At 72.2% G+C, this 23226-nt stretch carries 22 protein-coding genes; 21 read left to right on the top strand and 1 reads right to left on the bottom strand.

What is annotated here, in order from left to right; all coding sequences use genetic code 11:
• Position 1: 1 nt before the first annotated feature.
• Positions 2 to 1027, bottom strand: a complete 1026-nt coding sequence (locus tag ASF44_RS20280) for a tripartite tricarboxylate transporter substrate binding protein (RefSeq protein WP_162243851.1) — start codon at positions 1025 to 1027, stop codon at positions 2 to 4.
• Between the two features lie 226 nt (positions 1028 to 1253).
• Between ASF44_RS20280 and ASF44_RS20275 the strand changes: the two genes are divergently transcribed.
• The 21 genes from ASF44_RS20275 to ASF44_RS20175 all read left to right on the top strand — a co-directional run bounded on the left by ASF44_RS20275 (position 1254) and on the right by ASF44_RS20175 (position 23216).
• Entirely contained in the window at positions 1254 to 1478 is a 225-nt protein-coding gene (locus ASF44_RS20275) for a hypothetical protein (protein ID WP_056901047.1), read from the top strand.
• 8 nt (positions 1479 to 1486) lie between these two features.
• On the top strand, positions 1487 to 1849 hold the full coding sequence (locus ASF44_RS20270) for a hypothetical protein (protein WP_056901140.1): 363 nt from the start codon (positions 1487 to 1489) through the stop codon (positions 1847 to 1849).
• Between the two features lie 204 nt (positions 1850 to 2053).
• Positions 2054 to 3346, top strand: coding sequence for an O-acetylhomoserine aminocarboxypropyltransferase/cysteine synthase family protein (locus ASF44_RS20265; RefSeq protein WP_056901046.1), 1293 nt, complete (start codon positions 2054 to 2056; stop codon positions 3344 to 3346).
• Between the two features lie 201 nt (positions 3347 to 3547).
• Positions 3548 to 4027: a rhodanese-like domain-containing protein gene (locus ASF44_RS20260; RefSeq protein ID WP_056901045.1), complete on the top strand. Its 480-nt coding sequence runs from the start codon at positions 3548 to 3550 to the stop codon at positions 4025 to 4027.
• Positions 4028 to 4074: 47 nt separating this feature from the next.
• A complete protein-coding gene (epsC, locus tag ASF44_RS20255) occupies positions 4075 to 4983 on the top strand; it encodes a serine O-acetyltransferase EpsC (protein ID WP_056901044.1) in 909 nt (302 codons plus the stop codon).
• Between the two features lie 63 nt (positions 4984 to 5046).
• Positions 5047 to 5325 (top strand): helix-turn-helix domain-containing protein, encoded by a 279-nt coding sequence (locus ASF44_RS20250; protein ID WP_056901139.1) that lies wholly within the window; start codon positions 5047 to 5049, stop codon positions 5323 to 5325.
• Positions 5326 to 5386: 61 nt separating this feature from the next.
• Positions 5387 to 6325: a family 2A encapsulin nanocompartment shell protein gene (locus ASF44_RS20245; RefSeq protein ID WP_056901043.1), complete on the top strand. Its 939-nt coding sequence runs from the start codon at positions 5387 to 5389 to the stop codon at positions 6323 to 6325.
• A gap of 14 nt (positions 6326 to 6339) precedes the next feature.
• Positions 6340 to 8337: a family 2A encapsulin nanocompartment cargo protein cysteine desulfurase gene (locus tag ASF44_RS20240; protein ID WP_082524926.1), complete on the top strand. Its 1998-nt coding sequence runs from the start codon at positions 6340 to 6342 to the stop codon at positions 8335 to 8337.
• A 61-nt stretch (positions 8338 to 8398) separates the two neighbouring features.
• Positions 8399 to 9676 (top strand): 3-oxo-tetronate kinase, encoded by a 1278-nt coding sequence (gene otnK / locus ASF44_RS20235; protein WP_056901042.1) that lies wholly within the window; start codon positions 8399 to 8401, stop codon positions 9674 to 9676.
• A gap of 8 nt (positions 9677 to 9684) precedes the next feature.
• Positions 9685 to 10344: an aldolase gene (locus ASF44_RS20230; RefSeq protein ID WP_056901137.1), complete on the top strand. Its 660-nt coding sequence runs from the start codon at positions 9685 to 9687 to the stop codon at positions 10342 to 10344.
• A 61-nt stretch (positions 10345 to 10405) separates the two neighbouring features.
• Positions 10406 to 10930 (top strand): OmpA family protein, encoded by a 525-nt coding sequence (locus ASF44_RS20225; protein ID WP_056901041.1) that lies wholly within the window; start codon positions 10406 to 10408, stop codon positions 10928 to 10930.
• A gap of 107 nt (positions 10931 to 11037) precedes the next feature.
• The gene (locus ASF44_RS20220) at positions 11038 to 11553 is read left to right on the top strand and encodes a sigma-70 family RNA polymerase sigma factor (RefSeq protein ID WP_056901040.1); all 516 of its coding nucleotides are present in this window, start codon (positions 11038 to 11040) and stop codon (positions 11551 to 11553) included.
• 73 nt (positions 11554 to 11626) lie between these two features.
• Positions 11627 to 12619, top strand: a complete 993-nt coding sequence (locus tag ASF44_RS20215; RefSeq protein WP_056901039.1) for a FecR family protein — start codon at positions 11627 to 11629, stop codon at positions 12617 to 12619.
• 130 nt (positions 12620 to 12749) lie between these two features.
• Entirely contained in the window at positions 12750 to 15239 is a 2490-nt protein-coding gene (locus ASF44_RS20210) for a TonB-dependent siderophore receptor (RefSeq protein WP_056901038.1), read from the top strand.
• A gap of 7 nt (positions 15240 to 15246) precedes the next feature.
• The gene (locus ASF44_RS20205) at positions 15247 to 16542 is read left to right on the top strand and encodes a PepSY domain-containing protein (RefSeq protein WP_082524925.1); all 1296 of its coding nucleotides are present in this window, start codon (positions 15247 to 15249) and stop codon (positions 16540 to 16542) included.
• Positions 16543 to 16637: 95 nt separating this feature from the next.
• On the top strand, positions 16638 to 17870 hold the full coding sequence (locus ASF44_RS20200; protein ID WP_056901037.1) for a SpoIIE family protein phosphatase: 1233 nt from the start codon (positions 16638 to 16640) through the stop codon (positions 17868 to 17870).
• 8 nt (positions 17871 to 17878) lie between these two features.
• On the top strand, positions 17879 to 18451 hold the full coding sequence (locus tag ASF44_RS20195; RefSeq protein ID WP_056901036.1) for a SiaB family protein kinase: 573 nt from the start codon (positions 17879 to 17881) through the stop codon (positions 18449 to 18451).
• A 20-nt stretch (positions 18452 to 18471) separates the two neighbouring features.
• Positions 18472 to 18861: a DUF1987 domain-containing protein gene (locus tag ASF44_RS20190; RefSeq protein ID WP_056901035.1), complete on the top strand. Its 390-nt coding sequence runs from the start codon at positions 18472 to 18474 to the stop codon at positions 18859 to 18861.
• Position 18862: 1 nt separating this feature from the next.
• Entirely contained in the window at positions 18863 to 19600 is a 738-nt protein-coding gene (locus ASF44_RS20185; protein ID WP_056901034.1) for a GGDEF domain-containing protein, read from the top strand.
• Between the two features lies 1 nt (position 19601).
• Positions 19602 to 21815 (top strand): bifunctional diguanylate cyclase/phosphodiesterase, encoded by a 2214-nt coding sequence (locus ASF44_RS20180; RefSeq protein WP_056901033.1) that lies wholly within the window; start codon positions 19602 to 19604, stop codon positions 21813 to 21815.
• Between the two features lie 75 nt (positions 21816 to 21890).
• Positions 21891 to 23216: an NAD(P)/FAD-dependent oxidoreductase gene (locus tag ASF44_RS20175; RefSeq protein WP_056901032.1), complete on the top strand. Its 1326-nt coding sequence runs from the start codon at positions 21891 to 21893 to the stop codon at positions 23214 to 23216.
• Positions 23217 to 23226 lie beyond the last annotated feature (10 nt).

Genomic DNA, 23226 nt, shown 5'->3' with positions numbered 1-23226 from the left:
CTCAGTCGAGGCTGATGTTGCCGGCCTTGATCAACGCGGCCCACTGCGCTTCCTCGCGGGCGAGGAAGGCATTGATCTCCTCCTGCGGCTGCGGCTTGCGCACGATGTTGCCCTGGGCTTCCATGGCCTGGCGCAGCGCCGGATCGAGCAGGGCCTGGTCCACCGCGGCCTTGAGCCGCGCGGCCACGGCCGGCGGCGTGCCCTCGCGCACGATCACGCCGAACCACAGCGCAGCGTCGAAGCCAGGCAGCGTCTCGCCCACCGTGGGCACGTCGGGCAGCAGCGGCATGCGTTCGCGCGTGGTCACGGCCAGGGCCTTGAGCTTGCCGGCCTTGACCTGCGGCAGGCTGGTGGCCGGCGCGTCGAACATCAGCTGCACCTGACCGCCGATCAGGTCGGTCACGGCCGGCACGCTGCCCTTGTAGGCCACGTGCGTCATCGCCACGCCGGCCTTCTGCGCGAACAGCTCGCCCGCCAGGTGCAGCGAGCCGCCCACGCCGACCGAGGCGTAGTTGACCTTGTCCGGGTTGGCCTGCACATAGCGGCGGAACTCGGCCACGTTGTTGGGCGGCAGGGCGGCGGGCACGACCATGACCATGGGCGTGTCGACCACCACCGACAGCATGCGCAGGTCGCGCCGGGGCTGGTAGGAGAGCTTCTTGATCAGCAGCGGGTTCAGCACCATGGTGGAGCCCGCGCCCATCAGCAGCGTGTGGCCATCGGCCGGCTCGCGCATCAGCGCGTCGACCGCGATGATGGTGTTGGCGCCCGGCTTGTTGTCCACCACCACCGGCTGGCCCAGTTGCGTGGCCATGCTGCCGGCCACCAGGCGCGCGAGCTGGTCGGTCACGCCGCCGGGCGCGTAGGGCACCAGCAGCTTGTACGGGCGGTCGGACTGCGCGGCCGCGCCGGCGGGTGCGAGGCCGGCCGCGAAGGCCAGCGGCAGGGCAAGGGTGGCGGCGCAGAGCGCGCGGCGCCGGCGGCCGCCGTGAGGGGCAGCAGGGACGGGAAGGACGTGAAGGGGCATGCGGTCTCCGGTGCGGCGCGCCGGGCCTGCGGCGCGCATCGTTGAGGGGCGAAAGCGGTGTTCGCGCGCCGATTCTTGTGGGCCCGCCGTGCGGGGCGGTGTCGCCAGCGCTACACGCATAAGGTTCTAACGATTGGTTCGTTCCCTTGCGGCGGGCGGCTGCACACAATCCGCCCGACCTTCACGGTGGCCTGCGTGGCCGCCGTCCCTTGCAGGAGTTGTTTCCATGGTCCTTGCCGTGACCTTTCCATCCGACCCATCCTCCACCCCCGCAGACTGGGCCGCGCGCGTGCTGGACGTGACCGCCAGCGCCTGGCAGCTGGCGCCGCGCTCGGCGCAGGCCCTGGCGCGCCGCGCGCCCCATGGCTACGTGCCACGCCGTGCCCGGCTGCGCGCTGCCGCGCTGGCGGCGCTGCGCCCGGCCGTGCCGGCCCTGGCGCACTCGTGGTGAGCGCGGCCATGGACATCCAGGCCATCAACCGCGTGCAGCTGCCGTATCCACCGGCGCTGGCCGGCGCGGTCGCGCACTTCTATGGCGAGCTGCTGGGCCTCACGCAGATGCCGCATCCGCCGGACCAGGTGCTGCGCTTCGCCGCGCGCGGCCAGCGCGTGGACCTGGTCGCCACCGAACAGGCGGCCGCAGCGGCGCCCGGGTTCACACCGCTGTCGTTCGAGGTCCAGGGCCTGCCGCAGCTGCGCAAGCGCCTGCTCGACGCGGCCTTCCCGCTCGAGGAGCACCAGCCGCTGCCGGGCTACCTGCGATTTTTCGTGCACGATCCGGCGGGCAACCGGCTCGAGTTCGTCGAGCCCGACGTGAATTGATATCCCCCCGTCTGGACTTATCACTGCGTGTAGAAGTCCCATACCCCCCAGGGGGCGCCGCCAGCGGCCTGGCAGAGCCAGTTCCGCGGCGGCCGCTGGCATGGCCTGCTCCGCGGCCTTCGGAACCAGGGCGTGCATGCCGGTTCCGTATCCTGCAGACGGCGCGTTGCGCCATCAGAGACTGAAATCATCCCAAGGAGACACATGTCCAAAGACTGGAAATTCGAGACCCTGTCGGTGCACGCCGGCTACTCGCCGGACCCGACCACGCGCGCCGTGGTGCCGCCGATCTACCAAACGGCTGCCTACGCCTTCGACAGCGCGCAGCACGGCGCCGACCTGTTCGACCTCAAGGTGCCGGGCAACATCTACACCCGCATCATGAACCCGACGCAGGACGTGCTGGAGCAGCGCGTCGCGGCGCTCGAAGGCGGCATCGCCGCGCTGGCGCTGGCCTCGGGCCAGGCCGCGGTGACCTACGCCATCCAGACCATCGCCGAGGCAGGCGACAACATCATCAGCAGCACCGCGCTGTATGGCGGCACCTACAACCTGTTCGCGCACACGCTGCCGCAGTTCGGCATCACCACGCGCTTCGCCGACCACCGCGACCCGGCCAGTTTCGACAAGCTGTTCGACGACCGGACCAAGGCCGTGTTCGTCGAGTCGCTGGGCAACCCCGCCGGCAACGTGACCGACATCGCCACCATTGCCGCCATCGCGCACCGCCACGGCGTGCCGCTGATCGTCGACAACACCGTGCCTTCGCCCTACCTGAGCCGGCCCATCGAGCACGGCGCCGACATCGTCGTGCACTCGCTGACCAAGTACCTGGGCGGCCACGGCAACAGCATCGGCGGGGCCATCGTCGATTCCGGCAAGTTCCCCTGGGCCCAGCACAAGGCGCGCTTCAAGCGCCTGAACGAGCCCGACGTGAGCTACCACGGCGTGGTCTACACCGAGGCCCTGGGCCCGGCGGCCTACATCGGCCGCGCGCGCGTGGTGCCGCTGCGCAACACGGGCGCGGCGATCTCGCCGTTCAACGCCTTCCTGATCCTGCAGGGCATCGAGACGCTGGCGCTGCGCATGGACCGCATCACGGCCAACACGCTGGCCATCGCCCAGCATCTGCAGGGGCATGCCAAGGTCAGCTGGGTCAACTACGCCGGGCTGGAGGACCACCCTGAACATGCACTGGCCCGCAAGTACCTGCGCGGCACGGGTTCGGGCATCCTGACCTTCGGCGTCCAGGGCCACGGGGGCGGCCGCGAGGCGGGCGCGCGTTTCCTGGACGCGCTCGGCCTGTTCACCCGGCTCGTCAACATCGGCGACGTGCGCTCGCTGGCCACGCACCCGGCGTCCACCACGCACCGCCAGCTGTCGCCCGAGGAACTGGCCAAGACCGGCGTGACCGAGGAGACGGTGCGCCTGTCGGTGGGCATCGAGCACATCGACGACCTGAAGGCCGACCTGGAGCAGGCGCTGGCCGCGGTCTGAGCCTCGGCCGCGCGGCGCAACCGCAGGAAAAGGCCGCACGCAGGTTTCCCAACGGGGGCCGGCGTGCGGCCTTTTTTCGTGCGGCCATCGCTTATGCATTGGGGTTCTTAGGAAACGAAAAAACAGTCGTTTGCCCTGCGGCGCGCGGCCCCTACATTCGTTTCACCCCATCTCGCAATGCCCGTTTCCCCAGGAGCCCCGATGTCGTCCGATCTCGCTGAAATCGTCTTGCCCGCCGCCCTCGAACACGCCCGCGCGCAAGCCGCGGAGCAGGGACTGGCCTATGCCGGCGGCGTGACCCCGCCACAGGCCTGGAAGCTGCTGCAGGACGGCGCCGTGCAACTGGTCGATGTGCGCTCGGCCGAGGAACTCAAGTTCGTCGGCCAGGTGCCCGGCAGCCAGCACGTGGCCTGGGCCACCGGCACGGCGCTCACGCGCAACCCGCGCTTCGTGCGCGAGCTGGAAGCCAGGCTGTCCAAGGCCGGCGGCAAGGAAGCCGTGGTACTGCTGCTGTGCCGCAGCGGCAAGCGCTCGGCCCTGGCCGCCGATGCCGCGGCCAAGGCTGGCTTCACCCACGTCTACAACGTGCTCGAAGGCTTCGAGGGCGAGATCGACGCCAACGGCCAGCGCGGCCATGGCGACGGCTGGCGCTTCCACGGCCTGCCCTGGGTACAGGACTGACCGGCCCTTCACCACCACAGTCCGCCACCACAACAACAAGGAAAACAATGGCCCAGTTCGAAGTCGCAGAGGTCGTGCGCGCCCTGCATGGCGTGCGCGACGAATGGCGCGCGGCGCAGAAACGCTCGCGCGAGCCCGGCGGGCGCGAGTTCCCGTCGCGCGATGCGCTGGCGCGCGTGGTCGAAGGCCTCAAGGGCGTGCTGTTCCCGATGCGGCTGGGCCCGCCGGACCTGCGCGTGGAGAGCGAGGACTACTACGTCGCCCATGAGCTGGACACCGCGCTGCATGCCTTGCTGCAGCAGGCGCGGCTGGAACTGAACTACGCGCACCGCCACGCGCCGTTGCCGGCCGAGCAGACCGCGCAGCGCGCGCTGGAGGCCGTCAACGCCTTCGCCGCCAGCCTGCCGGCCACGCGCCGCCTGCTCGACAGCGACGTGCTGGCCGCCTTCCAGGGCGACCCGGCCGCCGGCAGCGTGGACGAGGTGCTGCTGTGCTACCCGGGCGTGCTGTCCATCATCCACCACCGGCTGGCCCACACCCTGTACGGACTGGGCCTGCCGCTGCTGGCGCGCATCATCGCCGAGTTGGCCCATGGGCAGACCGGCATCGACCTGCACCCGGGCGCCAGCATCGGCGCGGGCTTCTTCATCGACCATGGCACCGGCGTCGTGATCGGCGAGACGGCCGTGATCGGCCAGCGCGTGCGCATCTACCAGGCCGTGACGCTGGGCGCCAAGCGCTTCCCGACCGATGGCGACGGCAAGCTCAAGAAGGGCTTGCCGCGCCATCCCCTGGTCGAGGACGACGTGGTGATCTACGCCGGTGCCACCATCCTCGGGCGCGTGACCATCGGCGCGGGCGCCGTGGTCGGCGGCAATGTCTGGATCACCGAAGACGTGCCGCGCGGCGCCAGCGTGACCCAGGCCAGCCTGCAGAACGCACCGCTGCCGCGCTGAGCCATGCGCGCCACCCCGCCGCCCGAAGGCGCCTGCTCCGCAGCCGAGGGCGAAGGCACCCCCATGAGCACCCTGGTCGAGCATTTCGGCATTGCCGTGCGCCAGCTGCGCGAGCAGCGCGGCTGGTCGCAGGAACACCTGGCCGCGCTGTCGGACCTGAACCGCAGCTACGTGGGCGAGATCGAGCGCGGGCGCGTGATCGTGTCCATCCTCACCGTGCAGAAGCTGGCCGTGGCGCTGCAGCTGGCGCCCGCCTCGCTGCTGGCGCGCGGCGAGCAGGTGGCCTCGGTGCGGCGTGCGCACCACGAGGCCCTGGCTGCCTTGGCGGCTATAGGCGGTTGAGGCCGCCGGCGGTGCGCCGGACACTGGCCGCCGTCTTCCCGTGTACACCTCTGGAGTTTGAATGACTGCAACCGTAGGCGGCACCACCGCCCTGGGCGATGGCGCCGCACGCCAACTTGCCAACGCCACCAAGACCGTTCCCCAGCTGGCGACGATCACGCCCCGCTGGCTCACGCACCTGCTGCAGTGGGTGCCCGTGGAGGCGGGCATCTACCGCCTGAACAAGGTCAAGAACCCCGAGGCCATCAAGGTCACCTGCACGGCCAAGGAATCCGAGAACCAGCTGCCGCGCACCTGGGTCGATTACGAAGAGCACCCGCGCGAGTACTTCCTGAACGCGGTCAGCACCGTGCTGGACGTGCACACGCGCATCTCCGACCTGTACAGCAGCCCGCACGACCAGATCAAGGAGCAGCTGCGCCTGACGATCGAGACGATCAAGGAGAACCAGGAGAGCGAGCTCATCAACAACCCGGACTATGGCCTGCTGGCCCAGGTGACGGACGAGCAGCGTATCTTTCCCTTGAGCGGCGCGCCCACGCCCGACGACCTGGACGAGTTGCTGACCAAGGTCTGGAAAGAGCCGGCCTTCTTCCTGGCGCACCCGCTGACGATCGCCGCCTTCGGCCGCGAAGCCACGCGCCGCGGCACGCCGCCGCCCACTGTGAGCCTGTTCGGCTCGCAGTTCATCACCTGGCGCGGTGTGCCGCTGATCCCCTCGGACAAGGTGCCCGTGGCCGACGGCAAGAGCAAGATCATCCTGCTGCGCGTGGGCGACAAGCGCCAGGGCGTGGTCGGCCTGTTCCAGCCCGGTCTGCCCGGCGAGCAGGGCCCCGGCCTGTCGGTGCGCTTCATGGGCATCAACAACCACGCCATCGCCTCCTACCTGATCTCGCAGTACTGCTCGCTGGCGGTTCTGACGCCCGACGCGCTCGCGGTGCTGGACGACGTGGAGATCAACCGCTACCACGACTACTCCGTGCTCGACACTTACAAGTGAACGGGTAGCGTTTCATGACCATTGCTTCTCTGCCGTCCCAGGGTGTGGGGCCGGAGGCGCCGATCGATCCCGCGGTGCTCGCGCGCATGGCCAACGCCTTGTTCGCAGCCCTGCCGGGCACGCCCCCATCGTCCCTGCCTGCGCTGGGTTCGGCGGGCGTGCCGGCCGGCGTGCAGGCGCCCGTGAACATCGCGCCACCCGGTTCGCCGCTGGTGAGCCCGGCGGGCTTCGGCCCGTCGGTGCCCGGCACGCCGATTCCGCAGGGCATCATTCCCGGCGTGAATCTGCTGCCGGCTTCGCCCACGCCGCTGGCATCGTTGGGGCACCGCGCACCGGCCTTGCTGCCGCATGCGCAGGCCGGCAACGGGGTGCCCGACACCGTCTTCAGCGCGCTGCCGGCCTATGAGCCCCGCCTGGGCGGCGCCGTGCTCGGTGTGCCCGAGGCCTCGGGCGCCAGCGCCCAGCAGGCCGCAACGCACCCGGCCAGCGGCGCTGCGCCGTTCTACTTCCTGAGCCCCGGCCATGGCGTGCCTTCGGCCGGCGGCGTGGGCGCGGATGCCAGGCCCTCGGCCGACCCGCTGGACGGCCTGGCCCGCGCACCGTTCGCAGCGCCCAGCGCGCCGCGAGCCACCGCCCCGGTGGCAGGCACCGCCACGCCGCAGACCACGCCGTCCACCGAGCCGAAGTTCTACTTCGTCGATGCCGTCGTGCTGCCCAGCGGCTACGTGACGCCAGCCAAGCCCGCACCCCACGGTGCGGTGCCGCAGGCCGATGCGGGCCGCCATCCGGCGTTTGACGTCAACGCCGTGCGGCGCGACTTCCCCATCCTGCAGGAACGTGTCAACGGCCGGCAACTGGTGTGGTTCGACAACGCGGCGACGACGCACAAGCCCCAGTCGGTGATCGACCGCATCGCGTACTTCTACGAACACGAGAACTCCAACATCCACCGCGCCGCGCACGCGCTCGCGGCGCGCGCCACGGACGCCTACGAAGGCGCCCGCCAGCGCGTGCAGAAGTTCATCAACGCGCCCGACGTGGACGAGGTCATCTTCGTGCGCGGCACCACCGAGGCCATCAACCTGGTGGCCAAGAGCTGGGGTGGCCAGCACGTGGGCGAGGGCGACGAGATCATCGTCTCCAACCTGGAGCACCACGCCAACATCGTGCCCTGGCAGCAGCTGGCCGCCGCCAAGGGCGCCAAGCTGCGCGTGATCCCGGTCGACGACTCGGGCCAGGTGCTGCTGGACGAATACCGCAAGCTGCTCAACGACCGCACCAGAATCGTCGCCGTGACCCAGGTCTCCAACGCGCTCGGCACCGTGGTGCCGGTCAAGGAGATCGTGGAACTGGCGCACCGCGCCGGCGCCAAGGCGCTGGTGGACGGCGCGCAGTCGGTCTCGCACATGCGCGTGGACGTGCAGGACATCGGCGCCGACTTCTTCGTGTTCTCCGGCCACAAGGTGTTCGGGCCCACCGGCATCGGCGTGGTCTGGGGCAAGCGCGAGGTGCTCGAGGACATGCCCCCGTGGCAGGGCGGCGGCAACATGATCGCCGACGTGACCTTCGAGAAGACCGTGTTCCAGCCGATCCCGAACAAGTTCGAGGCCGGCACGGGCAACATCGCCGACGCGGTGGGCCTGGGCGCGGCCATCGACTACGTGAACCGGGTCGGCATCGAGAACATCGCGCGCTACGAGCACGAGCTGCTGGTCTACGGCATGGAGCGGCTGCGCGAGATCCCGGGCGTGCGCCTGATCGGCACGGCCGCCGAGAAGGCCAGCGTGATGTCGTTCGTGCTCCACGGCTACAGCACCGAAGAGGTGGGCAAGGCGCTCAACGAGGAGGGCATCGCCGTGCGCACCGGCCACCACTGCGCCCAGCCCATCCTGCGCCGCTTCGGCGTGGAGACCACGGTGCGGCCCTCGCTGGCGTTCTACAACACCTTCGGCGAGATCGACCAGCTGGCCACCGTGGTGCGCCGGCTGGCGGGGCAGCGGCGGGCGGGGTAGGGCTGGGCAGGGGCTTTCCCCGGGCGGCGCCGATGGGGCCGGCCAGTACCATCGGCGCACCATGAAACCCTCACTGCTGCTGGGCTGCATCGCCGACGACTTCACGGGCGCCACCGACCTGGCCAACAACCTCGTGCGCGCAGGCATGCGCGTGGTGCAGACCATCGGCGTGCCCGGCTCGCCGCTCGATGCGCAGGCCGACGCGGTGGTGGTCGCGCTCAAGAGCCGCACCATCGCGCCGGCCGAGGCCGTGGCCCAGTCGCTGGCCGCGCTGCAATGGCTGCAGGAGCAGGGGGCCGGGCAGATCTACTTCAAGTACTGCTCGACCTTCGACAGCACGCCCCAAGGCAACATCGGCCCGGTGACCGACGCGCTGATGCAGGCGCTGGGCACCGGCTTCACGGTCGCCACGCCGGCCTTCCCGGACAACAAGCGCACCGTGTTCAAGGGCTACCTGTTCGCAGGCGACGTGCTGCTCAACGAGTCGGGCATGCAGGACCACCCGCTGACGCCCATGACCGACCCCAACCTCGTGCGCGTGCTGCAGCCGCAGACCCGGCACAAGGTCGGCCTGGTGGATTACCAGGCCGTGGCACAGGGGGCGGACGCGATCCGCGCGCGGTTCGCGGCCTTGCAGGCCGAGGGCGTGGGCATCGCCGTGGTCGACGCGCTGGCCAACGCCGACCTCGTCGCGCTCGGTGCCGCGCTCAAGGGCATGCCGCTGGTCACGGCCGGCTCGGGCGTGGCCATCGGCCTGCCGGCCAATTTCGGCATCGCGCCCGACTCGCAGGCTGCCGCGCTGCCGCCGCCCGGGGGCCTGCAGGCGGTGGTCTCGGGCAGTTGCTCGGTCGCGACCAACCGCCAGGTGGCCGAGTTCATCGCCACGGGCCGGCCCGCGCTGGCCATCGACCCGCTGCGCATCGCCGACGGTGCCGACGTGCGCGGCGAGGCACTGGCCTGGGCCAGGGAGCGACTGGCGAACGCGCAAGCCGGCCCCGTGCTGGTCTATTCCTCGGCCGAGCCGGCGGCGGTGCGCGCCATCCAGGGCCGCCTGGGTGTGGAACAGGCCGGCGCCATGGTCGAGCAGACCATCGCGGGCATCGCGCGCGGCCTGGTCGAACTCGGCGTGCGCCAGCTGGTCGTGGCCGGCGGCGAGACCTCGGGCGCGTGCGTGCAGGCCCTGGAGATCGCGCAGATGCGCATCGGCGCGCAGATCGACCCTGGCGTGCCCTGGTGCCATGCACTGAGCCCGGCCGCGCCGCAGGGGCTGCACATCACGCTCAAATCGGGCAACTTCGGCACGCCGGATTTCTTCACCAGGGCGTTCGCCGGGCGATGACGGCCTTCCTGGACGAGGCCACGGCCCGCACCGAGATCGTGCGCGTGGGCGCCAGCCTGTTCGCGCGCGGCTACGTGCACGCCACGGCCGGCAACATCAGCGTGCGCCTGGCCGACGGCTACCTGATCACGCCGACCGATGCCTGCCTCGGCTTGCTCGATCCGGCGCGCCTGGCCCGGCTCGACGAAGAGGGAAGGCAGACCGGCGGCGACCGCGCCAGCAAGACCATCGTCCTGCACCGGCGCATCTACGGAGCCAGCGCCTCCACGGCCCAGCCCGCGCGCTGCATCGTCCACACGCACAGCACCCACCTCGTGGCCTGCTCGTTGCGCGACGAGCAGGCCGCCGAGCTGCTGCCGCCGATCACGCCGTACTTCGTCATGAAGGTCGGGCGCGTGCCGCACATCGCCTACCACCGCCCGGGCGCGCCCGAGGCCGCCGAGGCCGTGGCCGATGCCATCGCCCGCTACCAGCAGCAAGGCCGGCCGATCCGCGCCGTGATGCTGGCGCGGTTGGGCCCCAACGTCTGGCACGACAGCCCGGCCGCGGCCATGGCCACGCTGGAGGAACTCGAGGAGACCGCGCGGCTGTGGCTGCTGGTGCAGCCCCCGCCGCTGGATGCGGGGCAGATCGACGGGTTGCGGCGCCAGTTCGGCGCCAGTTGGTGAATACACGTCCGTCTAGAATCGCCGGCTGTTTGCAAACCAATCCGGACGAGGAACTCTGAGCATGTACCAGGAAGACAAGGACGACACCACGCGCGTGGGTCTGTGGATCACCTTCGGCGTCGTGGCCCTGGTGGTCATCAGCACGGTCAGCGCCATGGTGGTGCGCCAGCTGCAAAGCATCGAGGCGCCGGCGCCCGCCGCCGCGGTGGTCGCACCGGCCGCCGTGCTGCTCGTCGAGGAGATCGTGCTGATCGAAGCGCCGCTGGCCGGCGACCTGGCCGCCACGCTGTACTTCGGCACCGGTGAATCCGCACTGCCGGCCGAGGCCGCACCGGCCATCGCCGCCGTGGCCCAGGCGCTGGCCGCCGCGCCGGCGCGCAAGATCGTGCTGTCGGGCTTCCACGACGAGACCGGCGACGCCGCCCGCAACGCCGAGCTGGCCAAGCAGCGCGCACTGTCGGTCCGCGCCGCGCTGGTCGCCGCCGGTATCGACGCCTCGCGCATCGCGCTGCGCAAGCCCGAAATCTCGACCGGCTCGGGCTCCGACCAGGAAGCCCGCCGCGTGGAACTGCGCCTGGTGGACTGACGGGCGCTCCGCTCCCACCCAGCCGGGCCGCGTGCCCGGCTTTTTTGTTTCCGCGGCGCGCCCGGCACTGGCCCATAGAATAAGAAGAGTTCTCATTCATTGCCGCCGTGTCCAATCCGCAACCGCCCCATCCGCTGCACGCGCTGTACGTGGAACACCACGGCTGGTTGCGCCTGTGGCTGCAGCGGCGGTTGCGTTGCCCGCACCAGGCCGCCGACCTCGCGCACGACACCTTCCTGCGCCTCCTGCCCAAGGCGCAGACCCTGCGCATCGAGGAGCCGCGGGCCTTCCTCACCACCTTGGCGCAGCGCGTGCTGTACAGCTTCTGGCGCCGGCGCGAGCTGGAGCAGGCCTACCTGCAGGCCCTGGCCGTGAGCTGCAGCGACGAGATGGCCTGCTCGGCCGAAACGCTGGCCGCCGTACGCGAGGCGCTGGCGGTGCTGGACCAGCACCTGGGCGCGCTGCCGCCCAAGGTGCGGCAGGCCTTCCTGCTGAGCCGGCTGGAGGGCCTGACGTATCCCGACATCGCGCGGCACATGGGCATGTCGCTGGCGACCATCGAGCGCTACATGCGCCAGGCACTGCTGCACCTGGCGCTGCAGGAAGCGCAGGTGGTCCCTTGAACCGTGGGCCTGGGCGCTTCACGCCGGCACGCCCCCGCATGGCGGGGCGGCCCGCAGGCCGGCGGGGGCACCGGTGAGCCTGGCCGCCGATCCCGCGCTGGCCGCCGCCGCCGATTGGGCCGTGCGGCTGCAGTCGCCCCGTGCCGACGCGCAGATGCAGGGTGCGTTCGCGCGCTGGCTCGCCGCCGACGCGGCGCACCGCGCCGCCTGGGATCGGCTGCAGGCGGCCGAGCGCCTGCTTGCCGCGCCGCTGGCCCGCATCCGCGCGGCCGAGCAGCAGCAGCCGGGGCAGGCCGCCTCGGCCTTGCAGGCGCTGGCGGCCGGGCCGTCACGCCGTGGCCGCCGCGCGGTGCTGGGCGGCGGGGCGGCCGCCGTCGCCGCCTGTGCGGCGGCAGCGCTCGTCAACCGCCACACACCGCTGCAGACCCTGGCCGCGCAGCTGCGCACCGCCACCGGCGAGCGCCGCACCGCCGTGCTGCCCGATGGCAGCGAGCTCACGCTCAACGCCCGTTCCGCCGTCGACATGCATTTCGCGGCCGGCGAACGGGTGGTGCTGCTGCGCGCGGGCGAAATCCTGGTGCAGGTTGCCGACGACCCGACCGGCCGCCCGTTCGCCGTGCAGACGGCGCAAGGCCGCGTCCAGGCCTGGGGCACGCGGCTGCTGGTGCGCCAGGAGGACGGCTGCACCCGCGCGACCGCACTGGCCCAGGGGCTGCACCTGGTGCCGCGCAGCGGTGCGGCCGAAACGCTGGAGGAAGGCATGGGCGCGGTGTTCGACGCCACCCGCGTGCGCGTGCTGGCGCAGGTCGACGCCACGGCGCAGGCGGCCTGGACCGAAGGCCTGCTGGACGCGCGCGACCTCTCGCTCGGCGAGGTGGTCGACGCGCTGCGCCCCTACCACGCCGGCCTGCTGCGCGTGGACCCGCAGGCCGCGCGCCTGCGCATCTTCGGCGTGTTCGCGCTCGACCGGCCGCAGCGCGTGCTGCAGGACCTGGTGGACACCCAGCCGATCCGCGTGCGCCAGTGGGGCAGCCTGGTGACGCTGATCGAGCCACGCGCGGCCTGATCGGCCGGATCCGTGCGAGCCGCGTGGTCCGCGTGATCCGCGTTGTCCGCATGAGGGGTTTCGGCCCGCCCGTTGGACAAGTGCTGGAGACCGCACTGTTCCACCGACCCCGACCGCAGGAAACCTCCGCATGCCTCCTCTCTCCCGTCCGCGCGCCCGGCCCGCGCTGCGCACCGCCGCATCCGCCGCACTGCTCGCCGCACTCCATGCCGGCGCCTTCGCGCAGGACGCCTCTGCCGGCCCGCCGCCAGCCCGCGCCGCCCAGGCCTGGGACATCCCCGCCGGCCCGCTCGACAGCACGCTGGCGCTGATCGCGCGGCGCAGCGGCCGCGGCGTGGTGGCCGATCCGGCCTTGCTGCGCGGCAAGGCCGCGCCCGCGCTGCGCGGCAGCTTCGACGCGCAGGAGGCGGCGCTGCGCGCGTTGGCCGGCAGCGGGCTGGTGCTGGCCGTCACGGCCAGCGGCAGCTTCACCGTGCGCCCTGGCGCCCCGGCCGAGGCGGCCCCTGCGGCACCCCCGGCGCCGGCCCCGGCCGCATCGGCGACACCGACCAGCGGCGCCGCGCTGCCCGAGGTGCGCGTCAAGGCCTTCGCCGACCGCGAGAGCGCCACCGGCCCGGCGGCAGGTTTCGTCGCCCGGCGCACGGCCACCGCCACCAAGACCGACACGCCGCTGGCCGAGACGCCGCAATCCGTCAGCATCGTCACGCGCGCCCAGATGGACGCGCAGAACGCGCAGTCCGTCAGCGACGCGCTGCGCTACACGGCCGGCGTGATGACCGAGGCCAACGGCCCCGACCCGCGCGCCGACGTGATCGGCGTGCGCGGCTTCAGTGCCGGCAGCCGCTCGGCCTTCCGCGACGGGCTGCGCGACTTCGCCTTCAACGGCCAGGGCGGCATCGTGATCGAGTCGTACGGGCTGGAGCGGGTCGAGGTGCTGCGCGGCCCGTCCTCGGTGCTCTACGGCCAGGGCGACGCCGGCGGCACGGTCAACCTGGTCAGCAAACGCCCCACGCGCGAGGACCTGCGCGAGGTGCAGCTGCAACTGGGCTCGCACCAGCGCCGCCAGGCCGCCACCGACCTGGGCGGCAGCTTCGGCCCCGACAGCCCCTGGAGCTGGCGCCTGACGGCCCTGGCGCGCGACAGCGCCACCCAGATCGACCACGTGGAGGACGACCGCCTCTTCGTCGCCCCCGCGCTGACCTGGCAGCCCAACGCCGACACCCGCCTCACGCTGCTGGCGGACCACCAGCGCAATGCGCGCGGCCAGGGCTACCAGGCGTGGCCGCGCGTGGGCACCCTGGCGCCGGCGGCGTTCGGCACCATCAGCGAACGCCGCTTCGTCGGCGAGCCCGGATTTGACCGCTTCGACCAGCGGCGCAGTTCGGCCGGCTACCAGTTCGAACACCGCCTGGACGAGTCCGTCACGCTGCGCCAGAACCTGCGCGCCACGGCGCAGGAGACCCGGGCCAACAGCATCTACGAGGCCGGCTACGATGACGGCGGCCCGCTGGTGCGCCGCTTCGGCTCGGCCGGCCGCGAGCGCATCCACAGCTTCACGCTGGACAACCAGCTGCAATGGCGCTTCACCCAGGGCGCGCTGTCCCATACCGTGCTGGCCGGGCTGGACCACCAGCGCTTTCGCGGCAGCGACGGGGCGGCCTATGCCGCCATGCCGTCGCTGGACCTCATGAACCCGGTCTACGGCCAGCCCTTGCCGATCGGGCCCGATGCGCCCGCCGACGACCGCTCCCAGCGCCTGACGCAGACCGGCCTGTACCTGCAGGACCAGGTCAAGCTCGGCGAGCGCTGGGCCTTCACGCTGGGCGGGCGCTGGGACCGTTCGCAGACCAGCACCACCACGCTGGCCGACGGCACCACCGCTGCCCAGCGCGACCACGCCTTCACCTGGCGGGCCGGCGCCGTCTACCTGGCCGATGGTGGCTGGGCGCCTTATGTGGGCCTGGCGCGCTCGTTCTCGCCCACCGTCGGCACCGACGCCCAGAACCGCGCCTTCCGGCCCGAGACCGCACGCCAGGCCGAGGCCGGCGTGCGCTGGCAGCCCGCGGGGCAGGGCATGGCGCTGCAGGCGGCGGTGTTCGACCTGCGGCGCCAGAACGTGCTGACCGGCGACCCGCAGAACCCGGACTTCTCGGTCCAGCGCGGCGAGGTGCGCTCGCGCGGGCTCGAGCTGGAGGCCAAGGCCACGCTGGCGCGCGGGCTCGACCTCGTGGCCGCCTACACCTTCAACGACGTGGAGGTCACGCGCAGCACCGGCACGGACCTGGGCCACACCCCCAGCGCCACGCCGCGGCAGATGGCCTCGCTGTGGCTGGGCTGGCAGATGCTGCCGGGCATGAAGCTGTCGGCCGGCGTGCGCCATGTCGGCCGCACCTGGGGCGACGAGGAAGAGACGGTCGCCGTGCCAGGCTACACGCTGCTGGACGCGGCGCTGCTGTTCGAGCTGGGCCAGTGGGCCGCCGGCTATGACCGCTGGACGCTGGCGCTGAACGCCAGCAACCTGACCGACCGGCGCTACGTGGCCACCTGCGGCTACTTCGCCGATGGCTGCAAGTGGGGCTACCGCCGCGCACTGGCCGCCACGCTGACCTACCGGTGGTGATCCCGTCGTGAAGGGCCTGCGCGGGCCGGTGCTGCACCTGCACCGCTGGCTGGGCCTGTGCACCGCGTTCTTCCTCGTGGCCGCCGGCCTGACCGGCAGCCTGCTGGCCTTCGGCGACACGCTGGAGGCCTGGCTGGCGCCGCAGCTGCACCGCAGTGCCTCGGGCGTCGCGCCGCTGCGCGATCCGTTGGAACTGCACGCCCGCGTCGCGCGGCAGCTGGCGCCGGATGCCGAACCTGCGCTGGTTGCCCTGCGCGCCACGCCGGGCCGCACGCTGCGCATGCCGGTGCGGCCGCTGCCCGATCCCGCCACCGGCCGGCCCCGGGTGCTGGACTACGACGAGGTCTTCGTCGACCCGGCCACCGGCGCCATCCAGGGCCGGCGCCTGAACGGCGCGCTGCGCTTCGATGCGGTGCACATCGTGCCGCTCCTGTTCCGCGTGCACTGCGCACTGGCGCTGCCTTCGCCCTGGGGCGAAGGGCTGATGGGCGTCGTCGCGCTGCTGTGGGCGCTGGACTGCCTGGCCGGCGCCTGGCTGACCCTGCCGACCGGCGCCGCCGGCCGGCGCGGGTGGTGGACGCGCTGGCGCAGCGCCTGGACGCTCAAGCGCGGTGCCGGCAGCCACCGGCGCACCGTCGACCTGCACCGCGCGGGCGGCCTGTGGCTGTGGGCGCTGCTGTTCGGGCTGGCCTGGTCCGGCGTGATGTTCAACCTGCGCGAGCCGGTCTACATGCCGGTCATGCGCACCTGGCTGGCCTTCGACACCTCCTACCGCGACGTGCCGGCGCGCGCCCATCCGCTGGCACAGCCGCCGCTGGACATGGCCGCCGCGCTGGACGTGGCACGGGCGCGCATGGCCGCCTTCGCAGCGCAGCGCGGCCTGCGCATCGGCGCCGAGGAACTGCTGATGTACAACCCCGCGCGCGGCCTGTACGCCTACTGGGTGCACAGCAGCGCCGACCTGCGGCCTGACGTGGGCAACACCGCCTTGCTCATCGACGCCGAGACCGGCGCCGTGCGCGGCCACTGGCTGCCCACGGGCGACCAGCCCGGCAACACGGTCAGCAACTGGCTCGGGGCGCTGCACATGGGCCATGTGGGCGGATGGATCTGGCGCACGGTGCTGCTGCTGGCCGGGCTGGCGGTGGCCGTGCTCAGCGGCACCGGCGTGGCAATCTGGCTGCGCAAGCGCGCCGCGCGGCGCATGGCCCGGCGCACGGGCCGATACACGCGCCCCCCGCACCGGGACGCCGAGCGGCATGCGGCCCGCCGCACCACCGACAGGCCACCCGGCCCGGCGTAGCCGCCACGCCGCAGGCGGTGTGTCTTTTTGGCTTGTGTCATCTGAATGACACGCGGCGTTCATAACATTTCCTCACATTTGAGGAAGCGTTTGCCATGTCCGCCGCCGCCGAGTACCTGACCGATTTCCGCCCCCGATTCCGCCAGCCCAGCGCGGCAGACCTCTGCGCCACGGTACCGTGCATGACCACCGACGAGACCAACGAGAAGGTCATGGAGATGTTCAACCGGCACCGCGACCTGGTCAGCCTGCCGGTGGTCGAAGGGCGCCGGCCCATCGGCCTCATCAACCGCAGCATCTTCCTGTCCCAGATGAGCAAGCAGTTCCGCATGGAGCTGTACGGGCGCAAGAGCTGCATCGCCTTCATGGACAAGGAGCCGCTGGTGGTCGACGCCGCAATGGACATCGACACGCTGACCTTCAAGGCGGTCGAGTTCGGCGAGAAGGCACTGTCCGACGGCTTCATCATCACGCGCGGCGGCGCCTTCCTCGGCGTGGGCAACGGCCTGCAGCTCATGCGCGTGGTGGCGGACATGCAGGCCTCGCGCAACCGCCAGATCATGCACAGCATCGAGTACGCGAGCGTGATCCAGCAGTCCACGCTGCGCAGCTCGCGCGAGGCGCTGGCGCGGGTCTGCCCCTCGGCCGACCTGGTCTGGGAGCCGCGCGACGTGGTGGGCGGCGACTTCTACCAGTTCAGCGAAGGCGAGGGCGGCTGGTTCGGCGCGGTGGCCGATTGCACCGGCCATGGCGTGCCCGGCGCGTTCATGACGCTGATCGCCTCGAGCAGCCTCACGCAGGCGCTCGACCAGCACGGCCCGCGCGACCCGGCGCAGCTGCTGGGCGCGGTCAACCGCAGCATCAAGCAGACCCTGGGCCAGCAGGGCGGCGTGGACGCCACGCCGGGCTCGGACGACGGCATGGACGCGGCCTTCTTCTGGTATGAGCCCGGCAGCCGCCGCCTGGTGTTCGCCGGTGCGCGGCTGGCGCTGTTCGTGCTGCGCCCCGGTGCGGCCGAGGTGGAACTCGTCGAGGGCCAGCGCAAGGGCGTCGGCTATGTGGACAGCGAGGCCGGCTACGTCTGGCACAACCACAGCCTCGTGCTCGAGCCCGGCAGCCTGGTGTTCGTGACCACCGACGGCCTGATCGACCAGGTGGGCGGCCCGCGCGCCATCGCCCTGGGCAAGAAGCGCGTGCGCGAGGCCGTGCTGGGCGCGCCGGCGCGCACGCCCGTGGCCGTCAACCGCGCGGTGCAGCAGGCCCTGGGCGCCTGGCAGGGCGAGCACCACCGCCGCGACGACCTGACCTTCTTCAGCTTCTCCGCCTGAGCACCGCCATGCCACCGAACCCCATCGCCGACAAGTACGGCTCCTTCTTCAACCTGGCGCGCGAGCACCAGGTCATCTTCTACTACATGGGCTACTTCTCGCAGCACATCGTGGCGGCCATGGCCGATGCCGTGAAGCTGCAGCTGGAGGTCACCGGCGTGGCCGGGCCCACGCGGCGCAAGCTGTTCTCGTGCTTCATCGAGATGGCGCAGAACATCGTGCATTACTCGGCCGATGCGCTGACCTCGCCGACCCAACGAGAGGGCGAAGTGCGCCACGGCTCGGTCTGCATCCGGCGCGAGAGCGACGGCAGCTTCCTGCTGCTGTGCGCCAACCCGGTGGAGTCGCGCATCGCCGAGGAGCTGCGCGGCAAGCTCGAGGCGCTGCGCAGCATGACGCTGGACGAGATCAAGCAGGCCTACCGCAAGACGCTGCGCGAGGAAACGCCCGAGGGCAGCAAGGGCGCCGGCATCGGCCTGCTGACCGTGGCGCGCGACGCGCGCGAACCGCTGCAGTTCGACTTCGACGCCGCCGACGCGGCCGGCGGCGCGCCGGTCTTCTACCTCAAGGCGGCCATCTGAGCCCCGACACGAGACCCCGCATGGACAACTTCTACATCGCCCCGACGCCCAGTTCGCCGGAGGTGGACTTCCGCTTCGACACGCACCAGCTGCACCTGCGCGGCGAGTCCTACCCCGAGAACGCCGCTGCCTTCTACGGCGAGGTCATCGCGCAGCTCAAGGCCTACCTGGCCGGGCAGCACGGCCGCGCGATCGCCGTGCACATCGCGCTGGCCTACTTCAACAGCTCCAGCACCAAGATGCTGTTCAACCTGATCGAGGCGCTGGACGATGCCGTGGAGGCCGGCAACCAGGTCGCGCTGCACTGGTACCACGACGCGGAGGACGACACCATCCTCGAGTTCGGCCAGGAACTGCACGACGATTTCCCGGCCATCGCGTTCACCAGCCATCCGGTGGGGCAGGCCTGAAATGGACACGCCCGGCGAAGCGCCCGACCTGTTCGATGCCGAGCACCGCGCGCTGCTGGCCGCGCGCGCTGCCCATGCGGCCGGGCCGGCCTGTGCCCACGAGGCGCTGGGCGAGCTGCTCGCCGCCTACGAGCGCCTGCTGCGCGAGACGCGCCGCCTGGTGCGCCGCAGCGACCGGGCCGAGCTGGAGATGACGCAGCTCAACCAGCGGCTGCAGGACCTGGCCGGCGAACTGCGGCACCGCGCCACGCACGACCCGCTGACCGGCGTGCTGAACCGCGCGGCCATCATCGAGCGCGTGAACCAGCTGTTCGCGCGGGGCGGCCTCACGCTGATCGTGCTGGACATCGACCACTTCAAGCGCATCAACGACAGCTTCGGCCATCCCGTGGGCGACAAGGTCATCCTGGGCGTGGTGGCCTGCCTGCAGCAATCGGTGCCGGCGCAGGGCCTCATCGGGCGCGTCGGCGGCGAGGAGTTCACGCTGCTGCTGCCGCATGACGAGCCCGAGGCCGCCGAGGCCGTGGCCCAGCGCGCGCGGCGCACCATCGAAGGCCATGCCTTCGGCCTGCCCGACGGCAGCCGCGTGACGGCCAGCTTCGGCATCAGCTGCATGCCCTGCGGTGCCAGCTTCGACGAGGCCTATGGCCAGGCCGACGAGGCGCTGTACGCCGCCAAGCGCGGCGGACGCAACCGCGTGGCGCATGCCGGCGGCAACCTGCAACTGCAGACCGGCTGAGATGCCCAGACCCGCACCGGCGCCGGCCTGGCCGGGCGCCATCCTGGCGGCGATGCCCACGCGCGACTGGCGCGTGCTGGTGGTGGACAGCGACGAGGACGTGCACGCCGCCGCCCAGGCCGGCCTGCAGGGCCTGGTGCTGTTCGGCCGCCCCGTGGCGCTGCTGCAGGCACGCACCGAGGCCGAGGCACGCGCCGTGCTGCGGCACGAACGCGACCTGGCGGTCGCCTTGCTCGCCGTGGCCGCGCCGCCGGACACCGACTTCGGCCTGGTCGAATTCCTGCGCGACGGCCTGGGCCTGCACCACACCCGCATCGTGCTGCGCACGGAACTGCAGGGCCCCGCGCTGCAGACGCTGCTGCGCTACGACATCGGCGACTGCCGCAGCAAGGCCGAGCTGGCACCGGCGCGCCTGCAGGCCACCGTGGCGGCGGCGCTGCGCGCCTACGAGCAGCTGTGCAACACCGAGGCCAGCCGGCGCAGCCTGGAGCGCATCGTGCAGTCCGGCGCGGCGCTGCTGGAGCAGACCAACCTGCACGCCTTCGCCGGCGCCGTCATCGCGCAGCTGGCCGCCGTGCTGGACGTGCCCGGCGAGGGGCTGGTCGCCCTGCGCGAAGCCGGGGCCGGCGCGGCGGGCACCGGCCAGGTGCTGGCGGCGGCCGGCCGCTTCGCCGGGCTGCAAGGCCAGCCGCTGCAGGCGCTGCCCGCGAGCCGGGCCGCCCAGCTGCTGCGGCGTGCGCTGGTGCAGGGCGGCAACGTCTACGGCGAGCAGGGCGGCGTCGCGCTCTACATGGGGCGCCGCGACGGGCAGGACATGGCCGTCTACGTGCAGGCCCCGCGCCTGCGCAGCACGGCCGACCGCCAGCTGCTGGACGTGTTCTGCACCAACCTGCGCACGCTGCGGCACAACCGCGGCCTGCTCGAGCGGCTGCACCAGTCGGCCTACTTCGACACGCTGGTGGGCCTGCCCAACCGCGCGCACTTCATCGAGAAGGTCGACGCCTGCGCACGGCTCGGCGCGCGCCACCACATCCTGGCGCTGCTGGACATCGACGACTTCAGCGCCGCCAACGACGTCATGGGCCACCGTTTCGGCGACCGGCTGCTGGCCGCCGTGGCGCGGCGGCTGGCCGAGGCGCTGGCGCCCGGCGTGCTGCTGGCGCGCGTGGGGCCCGACACCTTCGGCGTGCTCGGCAGCACCGAGCAGGTGATGCCGCAGCGCCTGCTGGAATGCGTGCGCGAGCCGCTGCTGGTGGACGGCGTGCCGCACAAGGTCACGCTGACCTGCGGCCACGTGCTGCTGCCGCATGCGGCGCAGGCCGGTGCCGACCTGGTCAAGGACGCCACCATCGCGCTCAAGCGCGCCAAGCGCGACCACCGTGGCCAGGACCTGCGCTACGCCGAGCAGATGGGCGCGGAGGCGCGCGACCGCGCGCTGCTGCTGTCCGAGCTGCGCACCGCCATCGACCATGCGCGGCTGTACCTGGTCTACCAGCCGCAGCGCGACCTGCGCACGGGCGCGCTGGTCGGCCTGGAGGCGCTGCTGCGCTGGCGCACCGAGGACGGCCGCATCGTGCCGCCCGACCGTTTCATCCCGGTGGCCGAGCATTCCGGCCTGATCGTGCCGCTGGGCCAGTGGGTGCTGGCCACGGCCTGCGCCACCATGCGCCAGATGCTGGACGCCGGCTACGCGCCGGGGCGCATGGCGGTCAACGTGTCGGTGGCGCAGCTGCGCGACCCGGGCTTCTTCGACACCGTGCAAGCCGCGCTGGCCAGCCATGGCCTGCAGGGCCGCCACCTGGAGCTGGAGATCACCGAATCGGTGGCCGTGCTGCCCACGCAGCTGCTGGAATCCACGCTGTCGGCGCTGCGCGCCGAGGGCATCACCATCGCGATCGACGACTTCGGCACGGGCTATTCCTCGCTGAGCTACCTGGAGCGGCTGCCGCTGGACCGCATCAAGATCGACCGCGGCTTCGTGCGCCAGATCCGCGAGGCCCAGGGCGCGCGCATCGCCGAGACCGTGACCCAGCTCGGCCGCAAGCTGGGCCTGCAGGTGCTGGCCGAGGGCATCGAGGACGCGGCCACCTGGCAGGCCCTGGCCGAGATGGGCTGCCACGAAGGGCAGGGCTACCACATCGCCTGGCCGATGGAGCGCGACGTGTTGCAAGAGTGGCTGCAGCGCGAGGCGGCGGCCGAGCCTGCGGTGGCCTGAGGGCGTCGGCCCGAATCCCTTGCGGGCCGGCGAGGTTCTGGCGCCTGCCCCGGGTGCGGGTGCTGTAATCGACCGATGGTCGATGCTGGATTCGGAACGCGCGATTCACCCGGGGCGCGGCTGCTCGTCGTCGGCGGGGGCGTTGCCGGGCTGGAGATCGCCACCGCGCTCGGGCGGCGCTGGCGCGGCCGGCCCGGTGCCCCCACGGTCACGCTGCTGGACAGCGACGCGGCCCATGTCTGGAAGCCCATGCTGCACACCATCGCGGCGGGCACGCGCGACATCGCCCAGCAGCAGACCACCTATGTCGCCCAGGCCCGCGATGCGGGCTTCGTCTACCAGCCCGGCGCGCTGAGCGGCCTGGACCGTGCGCGGCGCGTGGTGCAGGTGGCGCCGCTGCATGCCGAGGACGGCCGCCTGCTGGTGCCGGCGCGCGAACTGCCCTATGAGCTGCTGGTGCTGGCCGTGGGCAGCCAGGCCAACGACTTCGGCACGCCGGGCGTGGCGCAGCATTGCCACGCCATCGATTCGCGGCTGCAGGCCGATGCCTTCTGCCGCGAGGTGCGGCTGCGCATGCTGCAGTGCGTGGCCATGGCGCAGCCGCTGTCCATCGCCATCGTGGGCGGCGGTGCCACGGGCGTGGAGCTGGCGGCCGAACTCGTGCAGTTGACCGAGACCGCGCAGGCCTACGGCGCCACCGGCCTGGCCGAGCGGCTCACCATCACGCTGGTGGAGGCCGGGCCGCGGCTGCTGGCCTCGTTCCCGCAGGACATCTCGGCCGCCACGCAGAAGCGCCTGCAGTCGCTGGGCGTGCGCGTGCGCACCGGCACGCAGGTCAAGGCGGCGCGGGCCGAGGGCCTGGAGCTGGCCGACGGCAGCCTGCTGGCGTCCACGCTCCAGGTCTGGGCGGCCGGCGTGAAGGCCCCCGCCGTGCTGGCCACGCTGGACGGCCTGCAGACCAACCGCAACCAGCAGCTGCTGGTCCATCCCTCGCTGCAGACCACGCGCGACGAAGCCGTCTACGCCGTGGGCGACTGCGCCGCGCTCACGCTGCCGGGCAGCGAGCGGCCGCTGCCACCGACCGCGCAGGTGGCCCACCAGCAGGCGCAGCACCTGGTGCGCTACCTGCCGGACGTGCTGGCGGCGGGCCGCACGGTGCCGCCATTCCGCTTCCGCGACTTCGGCGCGCTGGTCTCGCTGGCCGACTACGACGCCTTCGGCTCGCTGGGCCAGTTCGGCTTCTTCGACGGCGGCATCATCCGCGGCAGGCTCGCGCAGCTGAGCCACGCCATGCTGTACCGCAGCCACCAGGCGCGGCTGCACGGCTTCTGGCGCGGCGGGCTGCTGTGGCTGGCCGACCGCATCCAGGCGCGCGTGCGCCCGCCGATCCGGCTCGACTGAGCCTGGATTC

The sequence above is a fragment of the Pseudorhodoferax sp. Leaf274 genome (assembly GCF_001422445.1).
In the GTDB taxonomy this organism is placed as follows: domain Bacteria; phylum Pseudomonadota; class Gammaproteobacteria; order Burkholderiales; family Burkholderiaceae_C; genus Pseudorhodoferax.
This window is presented reverse-complemented; position numbering and strand designations above follow the sequence as displayed.

What these genes read in the sequence shown, in the direction of transcription:
- ASF44_RS20280 (WP_162243851.1), bottom strand. Translation starts at nt 1,027, where the DNA reads ATGCCCCTTCACGTCCTTCCCGTCCCTGCTGCCCCTCACGGCGGCCGC.
- ASF44_RS20275 (WP_056901047.1), top strand. Translation starts at nt 1,254, where the DNA reads ATGGTCCTTGCCGTGACCTTTCCATCCGACCCATCCTCCACCCCCGCA.
- ASF44_RS20270 (WP_056901140.1), top strand. Translation starts at nt 1,487, where the DNA reads ATGGACATCCAGGCCATCAACCGCGTGCAGCTGCCGTATCCACCGGCG.
- ASF44_RS20265 (WP_056901046.1), top strand. Translation starts at nt 2,054, where the DNA reads ATGTCCAAAGACTGGAAATTCGAGACCCTGTCGGTGCACGCCGGCTAC.
- ASF44_RS20260 (WP_056901045.1), top strand. Translation starts at nt 3,548, where the DNA reads ATGTCGTCCGATCTCGCTGAAATCGTCTTGCCCGCCGCCCTCGAACAC.
- epsC (WP_056901044.1), top strand. Translation starts at nt 4,075, where the DNA reads ATGGCCCAGTTCGAAGTCGCAGAGGTCGTGCGCGCCCTGCATGGCGTG.
- ASF44_RS20250 (WP_056901139.1), top strand. Translation starts at nt 5,047, where the DNA reads ATGAGCACCCTGGTCGAGCATTTCGGCATTGCCGTGCGCCAGCTGCGC.
- ASF44_RS20245 (WP_056901043.1), top strand. Translation starts at nt 5,387, where the DNA reads ATGACTGCAACCGTAGGCGGCACCACCGCCCTGGGCGATGGCGCCGCA.
- ASF44_RS20240 (WP_082524926.1), top strand. Translation starts at nt 6,340, where the DNA reads ATGACCATTGCTTCTCTGCCGTCCCAGGGTGTGGGGCCGGAGGCGCCG.
- otnK (WP_056901042.1), top strand. Translation starts at nt 8,399, where the DNA reads ATGAAACCCTCACTGCTGCTGGGCTGCATCGCCGACGACTTCACGGGC.
- ASF44_RS20225 (WP_056901041.1), top strand. Translation starts at nt 10,406, where the DNA reads ATGTACCAGGAAGACAAGGACGACACCACGCGCGTGGGTCTGTGGATC.
- ASF44_RS20210 (WP_056901038.1), top strand. Translation starts at nt 12,750, where the DNA reads ATGCCTCCTCTCTCCCGTCCGCGCGCCCGGCCCGCGCTGCGCACCGCC.
- ASF44_RS20200 (WP_056901037.1), top strand. Translation starts at nt 16,638, where the DNA reads ATGTCCGCCGCCGCCGAGTACCTGACCGATTTCCGCCCCCGATTCCGC.
- ASF44_RS20195 (WP_056901036.1), top strand. Translation starts at nt 17,879, where the DNA reads ATGCCACCGAACCCCATCGCCGACAAGTACGGCTCCTTCTTCAACCTG.
- ASF44_RS20190 (WP_056901035.1), top strand. Translation starts at nt 18,472, where the DNA reads ATGGACAACTTCTACATCGCCCCGACGCCCAGTTCGCCGGAGGTGGAC.
- ASF44_RS20185 (WP_056901034.1), top strand. Translation starts at nt 18,863, where the DNA reads ATGGACACGCCCGGCGAAGCGCCCGACCTGTTCGATGCCGAGCACCGC.
- ASF44_RS20180 (WP_056901033.1), top strand. Translation starts at nt 19,602, where the DNA reads ATGCCCAGACCCGCACCGGCGCCGGCCTGGCCGGGCGCCATCCTGGCG.
- ASF44_RS20175 (WP_056901032.1), top strand. Translation starts at nt 21,891, where the DNA reads ATGGTCGATGCTGGATTCGGAACGCGCGATTCACCCGGGGCGCGGCTG.